Source organism: Parvibaculum sp. (genome assembly GCF_046297875.1).
Taxonomy (GTDB): Bacteria; Pseudomonadota; Alphaproteobacteria; order Parvibaculales; family Parvibaculaceae; genus Parvibaculum.
In genome coordinates, this window is the sequence record NZ_JBKBHD010000001.1 from 2,515,507 (window position 1) to 2,530,755 (window position 15,249).

The 15,249-nt window shown below is 61.1% G+C and carries 13 protein-coding genes; 8 read left to right on the forward strand and 5 right to left on the reverse strand.

The window, feature by feature from the left end:
* Window positions 1-3: 3 nt before the first annotated feature.
* The 6 genes from glmS to ACK4FH_RS12525 all read left to right on the forward strand — a co-directional run bounded on the left by glmS (window position 4) and on the right by ACK4FH_RS12525 (window position 8,815).
* Window positions 4-1,827 carry a glutamine--fructose-6-phosphate transaminase (isomerizing) gene (gene glmS / locus ACK4FH_RS12500; RefSeq protein ID WP_409814161.1) on the forward strand — a complete coding sequence of 608 codons (1,824 nt, stop codon included), beginning with the start codon at window positions 4-6 and terminating at the stop codon, window positions 1,825-1,827.
* Window positions 1,828-2,028: 201 nt separating this feature from the next.
* Window positions 2,029-3,273 (forward strand): tetratricopeptide repeat protein, encoded by a 1,245-nt coding sequence (locus tag ACK4FH_RS12505; RefSeq protein WP_409814164.1) that lies wholly within the window; start codon window positions 2,029-2,031, stop codon window positions 3,271-3,273.
* 118 nt (window positions 3,274-3,391) lie between these two features.
* Window positions 3,392-4,900, forward strand: a complete 1,509-nt coding sequence (locus ACK4FH_RS12510) for a hydroxymethylglutaryl-CoA synthase family protein (protein ID WP_409814167.1) — start codon at window positions 3,392-3,394, stop codon at window positions 4,898-4,900.
* Window positions 4,901-4,912: 12 nt separating this feature from the next.
* Window positions 4,913-6,115, forward strand: a complete 1,203-nt coding sequence (locus ACK4FH_RS12515) for an acetyl-CoA acetyltransferase (RefSeq protein WP_409814169.1) — start codon at window positions 4,913-4,915, stop codon at window positions 6,113-6,115.
* A gap of 155 nt (window positions 6,116-6,270) precedes the next feature.
* Window positions 6,271-7,779, forward strand: coding sequence for an MBOAT family O-acyltransferase (locus tag ACK4FH_RS12520; RefSeq protein ID WP_409814172.1), 1,509 nt, complete (start codon window positions 6,271-6,273; stop codon window positions 7,777-7,779).
* 13 nt (window positions 7,780-7,792) lie between these two features.
* Window positions 7,793-8,815: a hypothetical protein gene (locus tag ACK4FH_RS12525; RefSeq protein ID WP_409814174.1), complete on the forward strand. Its 1,023-nt coding sequence runs from the start codon at window positions 7,793-7,795 to the stop codon at window positions 8,813-8,815.
* Here the strand turns inward: ACK4FH_RS12525 and ACK4FH_RS12530 are convergent.
* From ACK4FH_RS12530 to ACK4FH_RS12545, 4 genes are all read right to left on the reverse strand, one after another.
* Entirely contained in the window at window positions 8,812-9,312 is a 501-nt protein-coding gene (locus tag ACK4FH_RS12530; RefSeq protein WP_409814177.1) for a PAS domain-containing protein, read from the reverse strand. The two genes, ACK4FH_RS12525 and ACK4FH_RS12530, sit on opposite strands and share 4 nt — an antisense overlap.
* A 94-nt stretch (window positions 9,313-9,406) precedes the next feature.
* Window positions 9,407-9,784 (reverse strand): DUF6285 domain-containing protein, encoded by a 378-nt coding sequence (locus tag ACK4FH_RS12535; RefSeq protein WP_409814179.1) that lies wholly within the window; start codon window positions 9,782-9,784, stop codon window positions 9,407-9,409.
* A gap of 4 nt (window positions 9,785-9,788) precedes the next feature.
* Window positions 9,789-10,805: a phosphotransferase family protein gene (locus tag ACK4FH_RS12540; RefSeq protein ID WP_409814182.1), complete on the reverse strand. Its 1,017-nt coding sequence runs from the start codon at window positions 10,803-10,805 to the stop codon at window positions 9,789-9,791.
* A gap of 1 nt (window position 10,806) precedes the next feature.
* Window positions 10,807-11,841 (reverse strand): hypothetical protein, encoded by a 1,035-nt coding sequence (locus tag ACK4FH_RS12545; protein WP_409814185.1) that lies wholly within the window; start codon window positions 11,839-11,841, stop codon window positions 10,807-10,809.
* A gap of 271 nt (window positions 11,842-12,112) precedes the next feature.
* Between ACK4FH_RS12545 and ACK4FH_RS12550 the strand changes: the two genes are divergently transcribed.
* On the forward strand, window positions 12,113-12,778 hold the full coding sequence (locus tag ACK4FH_RS12550) for a DUF502 domain-containing protein (protein WP_409814187.1): 666 nt from the start codon (window positions 12,113-12,115) through the stop codon (window positions 12,776-12,778).
* Here the strand turns inward: ACK4FH_RS12550 and recG are convergent.
* Window positions 12,770-14,854, reverse strand: a complete 2,085-nt coding sequence (gene recG / locus ACK4FH_RS12555; RefSeq protein WP_409814189.1) for an ATP-dependent DNA helicase RecG — start codon at window positions 14,852-14,854, stop codon at window positions 12,770-12,772. The genes ACK4FH_RS12550 and recG overlap by 9 nt on opposite strands.
* A gap of 98 nt (window positions 14,855-14,952) precedes the next feature.
* On the opposite strand from recG, the gene ACK4FH_RS12560 reads away from it, so the two are divergent.
* Window positions 14,953-15,243 (forward strand): succinate dehydrogenase assembly factor 2, encoded by a 291-nt coding sequence (locus tag ACK4FH_RS12560; protein WP_409814191.1) that lies wholly within the window; start codon window positions 14,953-14,955, stop codon window positions 15,241-15,243.
* Window positions 15,244-15,249: the final 6 nt, after the last annotated feature.

Consider the following 15,249-nt stretch of genomic DNA (forward strand, 5'->3'; position numbering starts at 1 on the left):
AGCATGTGCGGAATTGTCGGCATCATCGGAAATGAACCCGTCGCGCCCGTCATTCTGGAGGCGCTGAAGCGGCTCGAATATCGCGGCTACGACAGCGCGGGCATCGCAACGCTTTCAGGCGGCGAGATCGAGCGCCGGCGCGCGGAAGGCAAGCTCTTCAATCTCGAAAAGGCACTCGATGAATGGCCGCTCGACGGCACGATCGGCATCGGCCATACGCGCTGGGCGACGCATGGCGCGCCGACGGAACGAAACGCCCATCCGCATGCGACGGACCGCGTCGCGATCGTCCACAATGGTATCATCGAGAATTTCCGGGAGCTGCGCGAAAGGCTGACCGCCGAGGGCGCCAAGTTCGTCACCGAGACAGACAGCGAGGTAATTGCGCATCTCGTGACGGCCTATCTCGACAAGGGGCTGGACGCCCGCGCGGCGGCAGCGGCGGCGATCAAGGAACTCGAAGGCGCCTTTGCGCTCGGCATCATTTTCCGCAGCGACACGGATCTGATGATCGGCGCGCGGCAAGGAAGCCCGCTTGCCGTCGGTTATGGCGATGGCGCGATGTATCTCGGCTCGGACGCCTTCGCGCTTGCGCCGATGACGAACCGCGTATCCTTCCTCGAAGAAGGCGACCGGGTGGAGATTACACGGACGAGCGCGGTGATCCACGATGCCGCGGGTCAGATCGTCAAACGGCCGATCAAGATCACGGATGTGTCCGCCGCGCTGGTGGACAAGGGCAATCACCGGCACTTCATGGCGAAGGAAATCTTCGAGCAGCCGGAAGTGATCGGGCACACGCTGTCGGAATATCTCGACCCACTGGGCGACAAGCTGCGCGAGATTGCGCTGCCGGTCGATCTCGCCTCCGTGCCGCGCATCACCATCGTTGCATGCGGTACGGCCTTTTATGCGGGGCTCGTTGCGAAATACTGGTTCGAGAAACTTGCACGCGTACCGGTCGAGGTCGATATTGCCTCCGAGTTCCGTTACCGCGAAGCGGCTGTGCCACCCGGCGGACTGGCGATTTTCATCTCGCAGTCGGGCGAGACGGCGGACACGCTCGCCGCGCTTCACTATTGCCGGTCTCAGGGGCAGAAAATCGTTTCCGTCGTCAATGTGACGGAGTCTTCCATCGCGCGCGCGTCCGACGCGATCCTTCCGACATATGCAGGACCGGAGATCGGCGTTGCCTCGACCAAGGCCTTTACCTGCCAGCTTGCCACACTTGCCGTTCTTGCCGTGCGAACCGGGCTTGCGCGAGGTGCGATCTCACCTGCGGATGAAGCGCGTTTCGTGCGGACGCTGCTCGAAGTGCCGCGGCATGTGGCTGATGCGCTGACGCAAGACCAGGCCATTCAGGCGTTGAGCGCAGAGGTCGCCAAGGCGCGCGACGTGCTCTATCTCGGGCGTGGGCACAACTACCCGATCGCGCTTGAAGGTGCGCTGAAGCTCAAGGAAATTTCCTACATCCATGCCGAGGGCTACGCCGCGGGCGAGCTCAAGCATGGTCCCATCGCGCTGATCGACGAGGCTGTGCCTGTCGTCGTTATTTCGCCGGTGGACAGCCTGTTCGACAAGACGATTTCCAACATGCAGGAAGTGATCGCGCGGGGCGGCAATGTGCTGCTGATCGCCGACAAGGAAGGCATTGCGCGGGCGGGTGCGGGGCTCTGGGCGACAATCGAGGTGCCCACAGTCGACCCGCTGATCGCGCCGATCATCAATGCAATCCCGGTGCAGTTGCTCGCCTATCACACGGCGGTGTCGAAGGGAACCGACGTGGACCAGCCGCGCAATCTCGCGAAGTCCGTCACCGTCGAATAAGCCGATTCGTTCGTTATCGCGCGATCGGCAATTCGCGGTTTTTCATCAAGCCATTGAATTTGATCGGTTATTACAGCCGCCGTCAGGCTCCTGTCCGGCGCGTGGTAAATTATTGCCGGGTTTACCTCTGTCGCCATTCGAAGAGGGCCGGTCGATGCGGTGTGATGTATGCGAGACGTGATATCCGGTTTGAGGCGGGGAATGGCTGTGGCCTTATTTTCCGTCATGCTGGCGGCGACGCCTGCCGGATCGCAACTTGCCGGTGCCAATAGTGCCGAGACGGAGGCTGCCGCGCTGATGAAGGCCGGTGCCGATGCCATCGAGCGGGGCCACTACGACCGGGCGGCGGTCGACTTTTCAAATGCACTCGACAGTGGCGGCCTGACGCATGAGGGGCGCGCACTCGCCTGGCATCATCGTGGCGTCGCCTTCCAGAAGACCGGGCAACAGGATGCCGCGATTGCCGACTACAGCCGTGCGATCGATGCAGGCGGCTTGCCGAAGCCGGTGCTCGCGCGGGCGCATTACAATCGCGGCATTGCCTATGGGCAGGCGGGCGAAAACGATGCGGCGGAGCGGGACTATCGGGCAGCCATCGAATTGTCGCCGGGTTATGCCGCCGCCTACCACAATCTGGCCAATCTTGAGCGCAGGCGCGGCGCACATGAAAATGCCATCCTGAGCTACACGGCTGCGCTGGAATACATGCAGGGCCGAGAGCGGCGGCTTTCTCTTTACGGGCGGGCGCTCGCTCATGAACGCATCGGCGATATGACGCGGGCCGAGGCCGACTTGCGGCAGGCGCTTGCGATAGATCCCGAGTTCGACCTTGCGGCGACCAAGCTCGCTTCGCTCCAGGCGCAATATGCGGATCTGAGCGGACCGGCCCCTCAGCCTCAGGCTGCCGAAGCCACCTCGACGGCGCGCGTTGTGCCGTCGACCATCACACCGTTTCAGGCGGCGTCTTCCGGCAATGAGGGTGCGCAGATCATTCGAATTTCCAGCATTGGCGGCTGGCGGACGACCGCCACCCGGCTGCCGCGCGAAGAGACGCCGCCGCCTGCGCTAATGGCCGATGCGGCGGAGGCCAATGACGAGATCATTACCGGTTCGCTCCGTCCCGGCGGCGATGTGCCCCGGCCGAAACCCATGGCGCTTGCCAAGGCGCAGATGACGCCCGTGGCGGAGCCGGCGGCGGCGCGCTACCGGCTGCAGCTCGGTGCCTTCCGCGAGGAGGCTCTGGCGGAGCGTGCATGGCGGGAAGTTTCCACAGCGGCGCAGCCGATCATCGGCAGCGGGGGGCATGCAATCCAGAAGGCCGATCTGGGGGAAAAAGGCGTGTTCTACCGGCTGCAGGCGGGTGCCTTTGGAGAGATTTCGGCCGCCAAATCGGCCTGTAAGGCCCTTGAACAGCGGAAGATCGCCTGTTTCGTGGTCGAAGGCTGAGACTTGACGCAACGGCGGGCTGGTTCTTCCGTACCACCTATTCTGGCGGTTGTGGGCCGCTGCTTATCCCCGATAAACTCTCGCCAACAATAACCGAATATTCGGAAAGGGGAGACGTATGGCCCAGCAATCCGTGGGGCTTACAGCCTATGGCGGGTATATTCCGCGCCTCAGACTGCAGCGCAAGGCTGTGGCACAAGCCAACGCCTGGGTGGCGCCAAACTTTCTCGGCAAGGGGAAGGGCGAGCGCTCCATGGCGAACTGGGACGAGGATGCCGTGACGATGGCCGTCGAGGCCGCGCGCGACCTGCTCGGTCCCGATGACGACCGCAGCCATGTGGACGCGCTCTATTTCGGTTCCACCACCATGCCGTTCAAGGACCGCCTCAACAGCGGCATCATTTCGGCGGCGCTGACGCTCGAGCAGAGCGTGCGGGCGGTCGATGTCGCCTCGACACAGCGGGCCGGCACGTCCGCACTGATGCAGGCGCTGTCTGCGGTGAAAGCGGGAGAGGCGAAGAACGCGCTGGTGCTGGCCTCCGACCATCGCAAGACCAAGGCCGTGACTGCACAGGAGCTCGATTTCGGCGATGGCGCAGCCGCGCTCATGGTGGGTACGGACAATGTGATCGCCACCTATCTCGGCGGCGCGAGCCTGACGGTCGATTTCGTGGACCATTTCCGCGGCGACACAGAAGAGTTCGACTACAACTGGGAAGAGCGCTGGATCCGCGACGAAGGCTTTTCCAAGATCGTTCCGAAGGCTGTGAAGGCAGCGCTTGAGAGTTCCGGTGTAAGCGCAGGGGATATCAAGCATTTCGTCATGCCGTGCATCTTCGGTGACAAGTTCGCCCAGCAACTTGCCAAACGCTCGGGCATTGCGCCGGAAGCGGCGCGGGACACGCTGGCCGCCAATTGCGGCGAGACCGGCGCCGCCCATTCGCTGGTGATGCTGGTCAACACGCTGCAGACCGAAGCGAAACCCGGCGACAAGGTGCTGGTGCTGCATTTCGGTGGCGGCTGCGATGCACTGGTCTTCGAGGCGACCGACAAGCTATCGAGCCAGGCGGGCAAGCGCGGCATTGCCGGTTCGCTCAAGGACCGGAAGGAGGAGACGAACTATCTGAAGTTCCTCACCTTCAACGGCCTGATCGAGTGGGAAAAGGGCATGCGCGCGGAACAGGACAAGAAGACGGCGCTTACCACGCTCTACCGCAATGAAGACATGCTGATGGGCCTCGTCGGCGGGCGCTGCAAGGAAACGGGGGTCGTCCAGTTCCCACGCTCGCGCATTTCGGTCAATCCGAACAACCACACGGTCGATACGCAGGAACCCTACAAGTTCGCCGAGAAGAAGGCGAAGATCCTGTCCTGGTCGGCCGACTTCCTGTCCTTCAGCATGAACCCGCCGAACCATTACGGCATGGTGGTGTTCGACGAGGGCGGGCGGATCATGATGGACTTCACGGATGTGGAGGCCGGCACTGTCGATTCCGGCATGGAAGTGAAGCTCGTTTTCCGCATCAAGGAGTTCGACGAGAAGCGCGGCTTCCGCCGCTATTTCTGGAAAGCGGTGCCGATCGCTTCCAGCGCAGCAAAATCACAAACGGGCCAGGCGGCCGAATAGGGAGAAACGGACATGGCGGCAGGTATTAAGGACAAGGTCGCGATCCTCGGCATGGGTTGCTCCAAATTCGGCGAACGCTGGGATGCGGGCCCCGAAGAACTGATGGTCGAAGCCTATCTCGAGGCGATGCAGGATGCGGGGATCGAGCCGACGCAACTCGATGCGGCGTGGTTCTCGACGCATATCGACGAGATCGGCACCGGCAAGGGCGGCACGCCGCTGTCGCTCGCGCTGCGGCTGCCGAACATCGCGGTGACGCGCGTTGAAAACTTCTGTGCCTCGGGCTCCGAGGCGCTGCGCGGTGCAGTCTATGCCGTGGCCTCGGGCGCAGCCGACATCGCGCTTGCGGTCGGCGTCGAGAAGCTCAAGGACACGGGTTATGGCGGCTTGCCGGTCGGCAATATGGGCACGCTCAACCCGCAATGGTCGCCCTCCGGTTCGGCGCCGGGCAACTTCGCCCAGCTCGCCTCCGCCTACCGGGCAAAGCACGGCGTGAGCAAGGAAGACCTGAAGCGTGCCATCGCGCATGTCTCTGTAAAGAGTCATGCAAACGGCGCGAAAAACCCGAAGGCGCATCTGCGCAATGAGGTGACGGAAGAGCAGGTGCTCAACGCGCCGATGATTGCCGAACCGCTCGGCCTCTTCGATTGCTGCGGCGTGTCGGACGGTGCGGCGGCGGCTATCGTGACGACGCCGGAAATTGCCAGGGCGATGGGCAAGCAAAACATCGTGACCGTGAAGGCGATGCAGCTTTCCGTCTCGAACGGCCTTGAAAGCCAGCATAACAGCTGGGATGGCAGCTACTTCCACACGGCGCGCATTGCCGCCAAAAAGGCCTACAAGGAAGCGGGCATCGACAATCCGCGCGAGCAGGTCAGCATGATGGAAGTGCACGACTGCTTCTCGGTGACGGAACTCGTGACCATGGAAGACCTGTTCATCTCGCCCGAGGGCGGGGCGGTGAAGGACGTCATGGACGGCTTTTACGATGCCGATGGCAAGGTTCCCTGCCAGATCGATGGCGGGCTCAAGTGTTTCGGCCACCCGATCGGGGCATCGGGCCTCCGCATGGCCTATGAGATGTACTTGCAGCTTCAGGGCCGGGCAAGCGAACGCCAGCTTCCCAACCCGAAGATCGGCCTGACCCACAATCTGGGCGGAGCCCCCTCCCAGAATGTCTGCTCGGTGACGATCATCGGTGCGCATGGTGCGTGAGCTGACGCAAAATAAATGATCCGAAGAAGGCCGGGACTGCGTTCCCGGCCTTTTTTATGCCTTGGTTCAATCTAAGATCGCGCCGCTGAAGGCCGCCGCCTGAGTCTTTCCCCAAAGGCCGCCTTTCCTTTCCGAGGCAGGAGCCTCCTCGCCAATTGCTGTTCAACTCGCCTGTTTTTCTGTTTGTCTTCCTGCCGCTGGTGGCCATTGGCTGCTTCTATGTCCGGGCAAGGCTCGGGCGGGAGGCGAGTCTCGGCTTCCTTGTGCTGGCGTCGCTGTTCTTCTACGGCTGGTGGAACCCGATCTACCTGCCTCTGCTGATCGGCCTTGCGATTTTCAACTTCCTGATGGCGAAGGCCATCATGTTCGAGAGGTTGAAGCCGGGCGGCGGGCAGGCAACGATGCTGACCGCCTTCGGTGTGACGGTCGACCTTGGATCGCTCGCCTATTTCAAATATACGGACTTCCTGATCGGCACGTCGAATGCGCTGCTCGATACAGGTTTTGAGTTGCAGCACATTGTCCTGCCGCTCGCCATTTCCTTCTTCACCTTTCAGAAGATCGCCTATCTGGTGGATGCGCGGCGCGGCGAAGTGGAGCCGCATTCGTTCCTCGAATATTGCTTTTTCGTGATGTTCTTCCCGCAACTCATTGCGGGACCCATCGTCCATCACAAGGAAATCTTCTCGCAGACCAAGCGGGCAAAGGGCTTTTCATTCGACCGGATGAACCTTGCCGTCGGTCTCACCATATTTTTCATCGGTCTCTTCAAGAAGGTGGTGCTGGCGGACAATATTGCCCTCGTTGCAACACCGGTCTTTGCGCGTGCGGCGGCAGGCGGCGAGATCGGCTTCTTCGATGCCTGGGAAGGAATGCTCGCCTATACGTTCCAGCTCTATTTCGACTTCTCGGGCTATTCCGACATGGCGATCGGCGCCGCGCGGATTTTCGGCATCAGGCTGCCGCTCAATTTTCACTCGCCCTATCAGGCGCTGAACATTTCCGATTTCTGGCGGCGCTGGCACATGACGCTGTCGCGCTTCCTGCGCGACTATCTCTACATCTCGCTTGGCGGCAACCGGCGGGGCAAGGCGCGGCGATATCTCAATCTCTTCATCACGATGGCGCTTGGCGGACTATGGCACGGCCCGGCATGGACATTCATGCTATGGGGGGCGGCGCACGGGCTCATGCTCATCATCAATCATGGCTGGAACGCGCTGCCGATCCGAAAGATCAATACCTGGTGGTCGCGTGGCTTGGCGCGGGCGCTCACCTTCCTTTGCGTTGCGCTTGCCTGGGTGCTGTTTCGTGCGGCGGATCTCGATGCTGCGATGGCGATCTATCGCGGGCTCGTCGCCGTTCCATATGCGCCTGACGTTGCGAGGCTGGGCGAAGGCCTCGCCTGGCTTGCCTTCTGGATGGGCATTGTCTGGTTCTGGCCGAATACGCAGCAATGGCTCGCCATGGTTCGGCCCGCCTTCAACTACAAATGGAGCGACCGCAGGGATGACCCCTTGCTACTACCGGTGGACGGAACGAAATATCAGCTCATATTTTTCTGGCGTCCAAGCAAGCGTGTGGCGCTCGCGATCGGGCTGATGGCCGCAGCATCCTTTTTGAGCCTGCAGCGGATCAGTGAGTTCCTCTATTTCCAGTTCTGAGTACGCCCAGCCGATGACCATGAACAGATATATTCCCGGCTATTTCGCGGCGCTAGTTGCGACCGTGCTCGCATGTGCGGGCGCGGTTTTTGCCGTGAACGCGGCTGTCGATCCGATGTGGTATTTCGGTGGCAACAAGGTTGGCTCGGTGAACTACGCCTTCAATGAGCGGCTGAGCAAGATGAACCTCTTTCTTTCACGGCAGGATGAGTATGACTGTGTGATATTCGGCGACAGCCGCGCGACGCTTTTGCCGGCGCATTGGATCGAAGGTCATCGCTGCTTCAACTTTGCGTTCTCGGCGGGCAAGGCAGAAGAGGCGGTCGCCTACGCGCGCTACATAGCGGATCGGGGCTTCAGACCGAAACTCGTCATCATGGGTGTTCCGGCGTCTGCTTTTCGCGACAAGATCGGCGGCGCCGTTATTCCCCCCTTCATTCGCGAGCTTGACGAGCCAAAGCCCGCGTTGATCGCATATCTTTCATTCGATGCGCTTTCGATGTCGTTGCGAACACTCGTCGGTTCGTCACCGCTAGATCGAATCTACACGCTCGATTTCGAATGCCGTGTGGCACCGGGCGCGCCGGACTATGATCCTGCAAAGCCGATCCCCGACATGATGGCGGGCCGTTTCACGGCGACGCATCGCGTCAAATTCTACGATGACATGCGCTCAATTTTTCCCGAAGCGAAGCTTGTTGGCTACGTTCCGCCGGTTTCGGCATGGGCAGTCGCAGGTTACGAGAAAGCGGGTTGGTTGCCGGAGTATGTGGCAGCGCTTCATCTGGCTTCGGAAAAATTCAACCGCTTTGTCGATTTCGGCATTCCGTCTTCCATTACCATCGACACGCGCAACACCTATGACGGAACGCATTATTCGGTAGAAGCGAACCGGATCGTTGCGGAGACCTTGCTCCGGTCAGACCAGGCGGACGCGCTTGACGTGAAGCGGTTCGATGCTGAAGCGATGCTTGCGATCTACCGAGAGAGGCTCAATTCCTATCGGGACCAACTGACGGCCGGGCTCGGCAATTAGATGCCGGCCGCAGGCCGACATGTACATTCCGTGGTGACAGGCGCGATAGCGACAAAAATCTGATCGGTATCGTCTGCCGACGCCCTGACCGGAAAGACGCCCCGATGTACCATGATGAAATCCTTGCCTTTGATCGGCAGATTCGTGGTCGAGATGATAGGGCGGCCTTCGGCAAGTATCTGCGCGAACTCCCGGCGCCGGATTTCCGTTCCCTCCGGCGTCAGGTGTTCACCGAGAAATTTCCCGGTGTAGTCGACCCCGAATATTTCGGTACAGCCGGTCCCTGCAAGGCGGTAGCGATAATCCACAGAATCGCCCATGCGGTTGACTTCGAGCACGAGGAGCCAGGGCAGAATGCCGGCAATCTCGGCCGGATTTATCTTGCTCCGCTGCGGCACCTTGCCGTCGACCGCGTGCCGCTTCCAATAGGTATTGAATGCGCGAACGGGATGCCGCTCCGCAATGTATTCGATGTCGACTACCTGATAATTCGGCACTTTTCGGGCCCGTCCGGGGACTGTTCAGTTCAGCACGGGATAGTGACCTGAAATCACTTACCAAACTGTCACCCGCGGGACCGGTTTTCGACGATCAGGCCTTCTCTTCAAGTGCGCGGCGGTAGCCGGAATATTTCGGCTGGTCGATGGCAAGCTTGGTCAGGGTCGTTTCCCAGAGGTGCTCGCGCAGGCCAGGCGTTTCGAGCGTCATTTCGTCGCTTTCGATTTTGGCACAGAGTTCACGGTTCAGCGCTTCGATGGGCCCGTCCTTGCCGAGCAGGGACTTCAGCCGGCGAAGCTCCTCGTCGCCTGCCTTCGGGCCGATCTCGAGTTCCCGCCTGACGATGTCGAGCGCATTGGCGGCGACAAGCGCGTGGAAGGCCGTATGGCCCTTCAATTGCGGCATGGCGTGATTGCGGATGAATTCGCCAACCACTTCTATCAATTCGATGGCGGAGGGTTGATCCTGCATTTCCCTATTCCTTGCCCGTGAGCGGCGCCAGCAGGCGCATCAGATCGACTTCGGTTTCGGAGGAGCGGCGGCCGATGGTGGCGCGTTCGACGGAACGGTCGCCCTGCAGGAAGGCCGACGCCATTCCCATGCACATGATGCCCCATTTGAGTGTGCCGAGCACTTCCCAGAACTTGATGCGGGCGGGATCGACCTTGCCGCCGCCGCCGGCCTCGTAGCCCGCGAAGAGGTCTTCGCGCAGGCCGAAGCCGCCAACCGGCATGTCGATATTGCCGAAGCGCCAGGGATTGATACATATCCATGACAGGTCGGCCATCGGATCGCCGACATGAGCGATTTCCCAGTCGAGCACTGCGCGCAGGCCTTCCGGCCCGATCATCAGATTGCCATTGCGGAAGTCACCATGAACAAGCGTCAGTTCCGTCGTGTCGGGCGGTGCATTGTCTCGTAGCCAGCGGAAGGCAAGTTCGAAGACGGGGTGGGGATAGTCGAGCTGCTTGTAAGTGGTGAAATACTGCTCGACCTCGTCGCGGCCCGTGGCGACACGGAGCGGTGGGAGCTTCGCCTTGTCGACCTTGTGGAGCCGGGCGAGAACCTCGCCGCATTGCCGAGCAAGTTTCGGGCGAGCTTCTGCAAATTCCTCATCACGCAGGATTTTGCGGGCGAGGGTTTCGCCGGGAATGCGGTCCATGATGAAGCCCTGGCCAATCCCGTCTTCCTCGGTCATCACGTGACGCACGGGCGGAACCGGTACGCCGACTTCTTCGGCGAGATCGATCAGGCGGGCTTCGGTCTCAAGCGGGACGGCCGTACCCGAACGTCCGGTGTCGCGGAAGCCGCCGGGTGCACGGCGCAGGATGAGCGGAACCGTGCCCGAGGGCGTTACCGCGTCGAAGGACCAGATTTCCTGACTTGCGCCGCCTGAAAGACGTTTCAATGCGTCGATTCCGCTCGCGCCCGGAATATGCTTGCGTGCGACCTCGGCGAGCGGCGCCGCGATCGGATTGTTCTCACCGCTCATGTCAGTGGCCCGCGCCGACGGGCTTGCCGTCCACGATCTGGTCCAGATACTCGGACAGGCCATAACCCACCATGCCGTTGCAACGGTATTCGGTCATGCCTTCGGTGATCCGGGTGTTGAGCTCGGTACCGTCTGCATCCTTGCGCCGGTTGCGCAGCGGGATCAGCGAGAGCACCTTGCCGTCGATCTCGTAGGTTGCGCCGGACTCGGTCTCGACCTTTGCGCAAAGGGCCGTCTGGTACCAGTTCTCGTCCCAGTCGCTGTCGATGCTGCATTTGGTGATGAGGTCGTATTTGCCGTCCTTCAGCACCATGCCGCCATGCCGCTCTTTGCCTTCGTCATTCGTCACGATGGAAATCATCATGCCAAAGTCGCGTCCGAAGTTTATGGGCAGCCAGCGATACCAGTGGATCGCCTGCCAGTAGCGCGGGCCCCAGCTCTTGTCGCGGAGGCCAAAGCCTTCCACCTCGAAGGTCTCTTCGCCAACCTTGAAGCGGCCCTTTGCGGCCATGTGCTGCTCGTAGTGGGCCTTGGCGAAGGATTTTTCGGGGTCGATGTCCAGGGGCGACCCGTCTTCCTTCACCGTCTCGCCACCGAACATGGGCGAGACGCCTTCATAGTCGAGCTCGACCTCGCAGGGGACGACCGGGTTATCCTTGAAGGCACGGGCAGGGTCCGCCATGTCGAACGGATTGGCGAGGACGACAACCTTGCCGGAATAGGTGACGCGCAGGCGCTTGAAAGGCTCGATCACCTCGAATTTCATGCCGCCGGCATTCATTTCGGCATTGCCGGAGATCTTCGGGCGGCCATAGGTGAAGGCGACGCGGCCATCCGGCAGATAGAGGCAAACCGTCATTTCGGCATGGCCTTCATTGGGGCGGTTGCCAAGGCGAAACCAGCCGCCAATCTTCCGGGCCGGGTCGAACATATTGAAATACATGCTCTCATTATAATTCGAGGCCTTGTCAGGGGTGTGGGTGTACTCGTCTTCCGGCAGCAGCCGGATTTTCGTGCCGGGGGCGGCGGTCGCCATGGCGGTTCTCCCTTGGGTCGGTCGAGGCTTTATTTGGCCTCATTTTCAATGCTCAATTGCCCCCATGATACGGGGACGCGACTGACAGGGAAGCCCCGCAATGCTATGAGTGACCAAGGGGCCGGAAGATCAGTGCGCCCCGGCGTCAACGAGACCCCCTTCGATTTCCGGTGAGCCAGCGGCAGGCTGAATGAACACTCCAGACGATCAAAATCCGCACGAGAGCGGGGCCGAACCGCACCTGATTCTTCCGGGCAAGTCGCCCCGGCTGATGACCCGGATCCGGAACTATTTCCTGACAGGTCTCGTGGTCGCGGCGCCTATCGGCCTCACCATCTGGATCACGCGCTGGTTCATCGACCTGATCGACACATGGTTCACGCCGATCCTGCCGGATGCTTATCAGCCCGACAATTATCTGCCTTTCGACATTCCGGGGCTGGGGCTTCTGATTGCGTTCGTTTTGCTCACGCTGCTTGGTGCACTGACCGCAAATATCTTCGGACGAACCGTGCTCAACGTGGGCGAGAGACTCGTTGCGCGGATGCCGGTCGTTCGCAGCATTTATGGTGCGCTGAAGCAGATATTCGAGACCGTCATCTCGCAGTCCAATGCCTCCTTCCGCGAGGTGGGGCTGATCGAGTATCCGCGCAGGGGGCTCTACTGCCTTGTGTTCATCACGACACAAACGAAATACGAGATCCTCGATCGCGTGGAGCATGACGAGCTTGTCAGCGTATTTCTGCCGACGACGCCTAACCCGACATCCGGCTATCTTCTCTTCGTGCCGAAGGACGACATTCAGGTTCTCGACATGACGATCGAGGAGGGCGCGAAAATGATAATCTCCGCCGGTCTTGTGGAGCCGCCGCGCCGGAAGGGCGACGCTGCACCCGAAGCGGTGACCGTCGGAAATGCCCGTCTGCCGTCAGCCTGACCTGAGATAGCGGATCGCCTCGTCACGCTCGAAGAGATAGAGCAGGGTGCGAAGCGCCGCTCCGCGTCCCGTTTCGAGTTCCGGGTCGCGTTCCACGATCATGCGCGCATCGTCATGGGCGGCGGCAAGAAGCTCCTTGTGGGTTTCAATATCTGCGATACGAAAGCGCGGCAGGCCGCTCTGACGCGTACCGAGCAGTTCGCCGGCGCCCCGCAGACGCAAATCTTCCTCCGCAATCCGAAAACCATCCTCCGTCTCACGCATGATCTTGATGCGGGCTTCGGCGGTTTCTCCGAGCGGCATCTGATAAAGCAAAAGACAACTTGATTTATCCGCACCACGGCCGACACGTCCACGCAATTGATGAAGCTGGGCGAGGCCGAAACGCTCGGCATGCTCTATGACCATGACGGTGGCCGAAGGCACATTGACGCCGACTTCGATAACCGTTGTGGCGACGAGAATCTTGATTTCTCCCGCCGCGAAGCGCGCCATGACGGCGTCCTTGGCAGCGGCTTTCATGCGTCCGTGAACAAGGCCGACGAATTCGCCGAAGATGGAATGCAGGTGCTTGTATCTCTCTTCGGCCGCCGCGGCATCGACCTCATCGGATTCCTCGACAAGGGGACAGACCCAGTAAATCTGCGCACCACGAGCAAGAGCGCGAGGAAGGCCGGCAACGATTTCGTCGAGCCGGTCGAGAGGCAGCGCACGCGTATCGACCGGCTTTCGTCCCGGCGGCTTCTCGTCAAGTTTCGAGACGTCCATGTCGCCATAGGCGGTAAGCGTCAGCGTGCGCGGTATGGGCGTTGCCGTCATCACCAGCACGTCCGTACCGGGCCCTCCCTTCGATGTGAGCATGAGACGCTGATGGACGCCGAAGCGATGTTGTTCATCGACAACGGCGAGTGCCAGCGCATTGAAGGCGACGTCTTCCTGAAAGAGCGCGTGGGTGCCAACAAGAACATCTATTTCTCCATCGGCGAGCGCCGTCAGAATTTCCTCGCGCGGCTTGCCCTTCTCACGGCCCGTCAGAAGCGCAAGCCGAATGCCTGCGGCCTCGCAAAGCGGTTGCAAGGTGGCGTGGTGCTGGCGGGCGAGGAGTTCGGTTGGCGCCATCATGGCGGCCTGAAAGCCTGCTTCGACGGCATTGAGCATGGCCAGCAGTGCAACAATCGTCTTGCCGCTGCCGACATCGCCTTGCAGCAGGCGCAACATGCGATGCGGTGCCTTCATATCGGTTTTGATCTCAGCCAGCGAACGGACCTGTGCGCCGGTCAAGGCGAAGGGGAGCGCATCCTCGACCTTGCGGCACAGGCGGCCGTCACCCTCGATCGATCGTCCCGGCAGTTTTTTCATTCGCAGGCGGACAAGCCCGAGCGCAAGCTGGTTTGCCAGCAATTCATCATAGGCGAGCCGGGCACGGGCCGGGGCCCCCGGCGCCAGATCGGCGGCGGATTGCGGTTCATGCGCGGCATATAGTGAAGCGCGCCAGGACGGCCAGGCATTCGATTTGAGCCAGGGGCCGTTCTGCCATTCCGGCAGATCGGGCAGAAGCGGCAGGGCGGCGCGCAGTGCCTTCTGCACAGACTTGAGAGGCAGGCCTGCGGTCAAGGGATAGACCGGTTCGAGCAGGGGCAAGCCGGCGCTCTCGGCCAGATCGACAATATGATCGGGATGGGTCATCTGTGGCGCTCCCTGATAGAACTCGATGCGCCCGGAAACGATGCGCCGACTGCCTTCCGGCAAAACCTTGGCGAGGTAGTCGGCACGGGGATTGAAAAAGACGAGCTGCATCTCGCCGGTTTCGTCCGAGACATGGACGCGATAGGGAAGCCGCTTCGTTCGCGGCGGCACATGGAGCCCGGCAATGACCTCAATGGTCGCAATCTCGCCGTCCCGCGCTTCGGAGATTTTGGGCCGGCTGCGACGGTCGATAAGGCCGGAGGGGAGGTGCCAGAGGAGGTCGACTACCTTTGGCCCGGCCAGCCTTTCCACGAGCTGTTCCAGTCGCGGCCCTATGCCCGGCAGCGAACGTGCCGGCGCGAAAAGCGGGAATAGGACTTCAGGGCGCATGACCCGCGCTCCGGCAAATGACGAGAATCATGAGGCATTCTAATGACATATGACCCGTCCCGGTCTATATCCCGCCGATGCGGACAGGAGACAGGCGAATGGGCGACGAAAAGGACGAGGATCGCAGTATCAGGCTCCGGAAACTCAAGTTCCGGTCCTGGCACCGCGGCATCAAGGAGATGGACCTTATCCTCGGGCGCTTCGCCGATAGTATTCTGGATTCGCTCAGCGATTCCGAGCTCGACACCTATGAGGAACTGATCTCGGCCGAAGATACCGAGCTCTACAACTGGCTCACCGGACGCGAAAATGTACCGTCCGAACATGATCATGCCCTGTTCGCACGTATCCAGACGTTCAACCACATGAAGGGACCGATCAGCCGCTGACGGCTG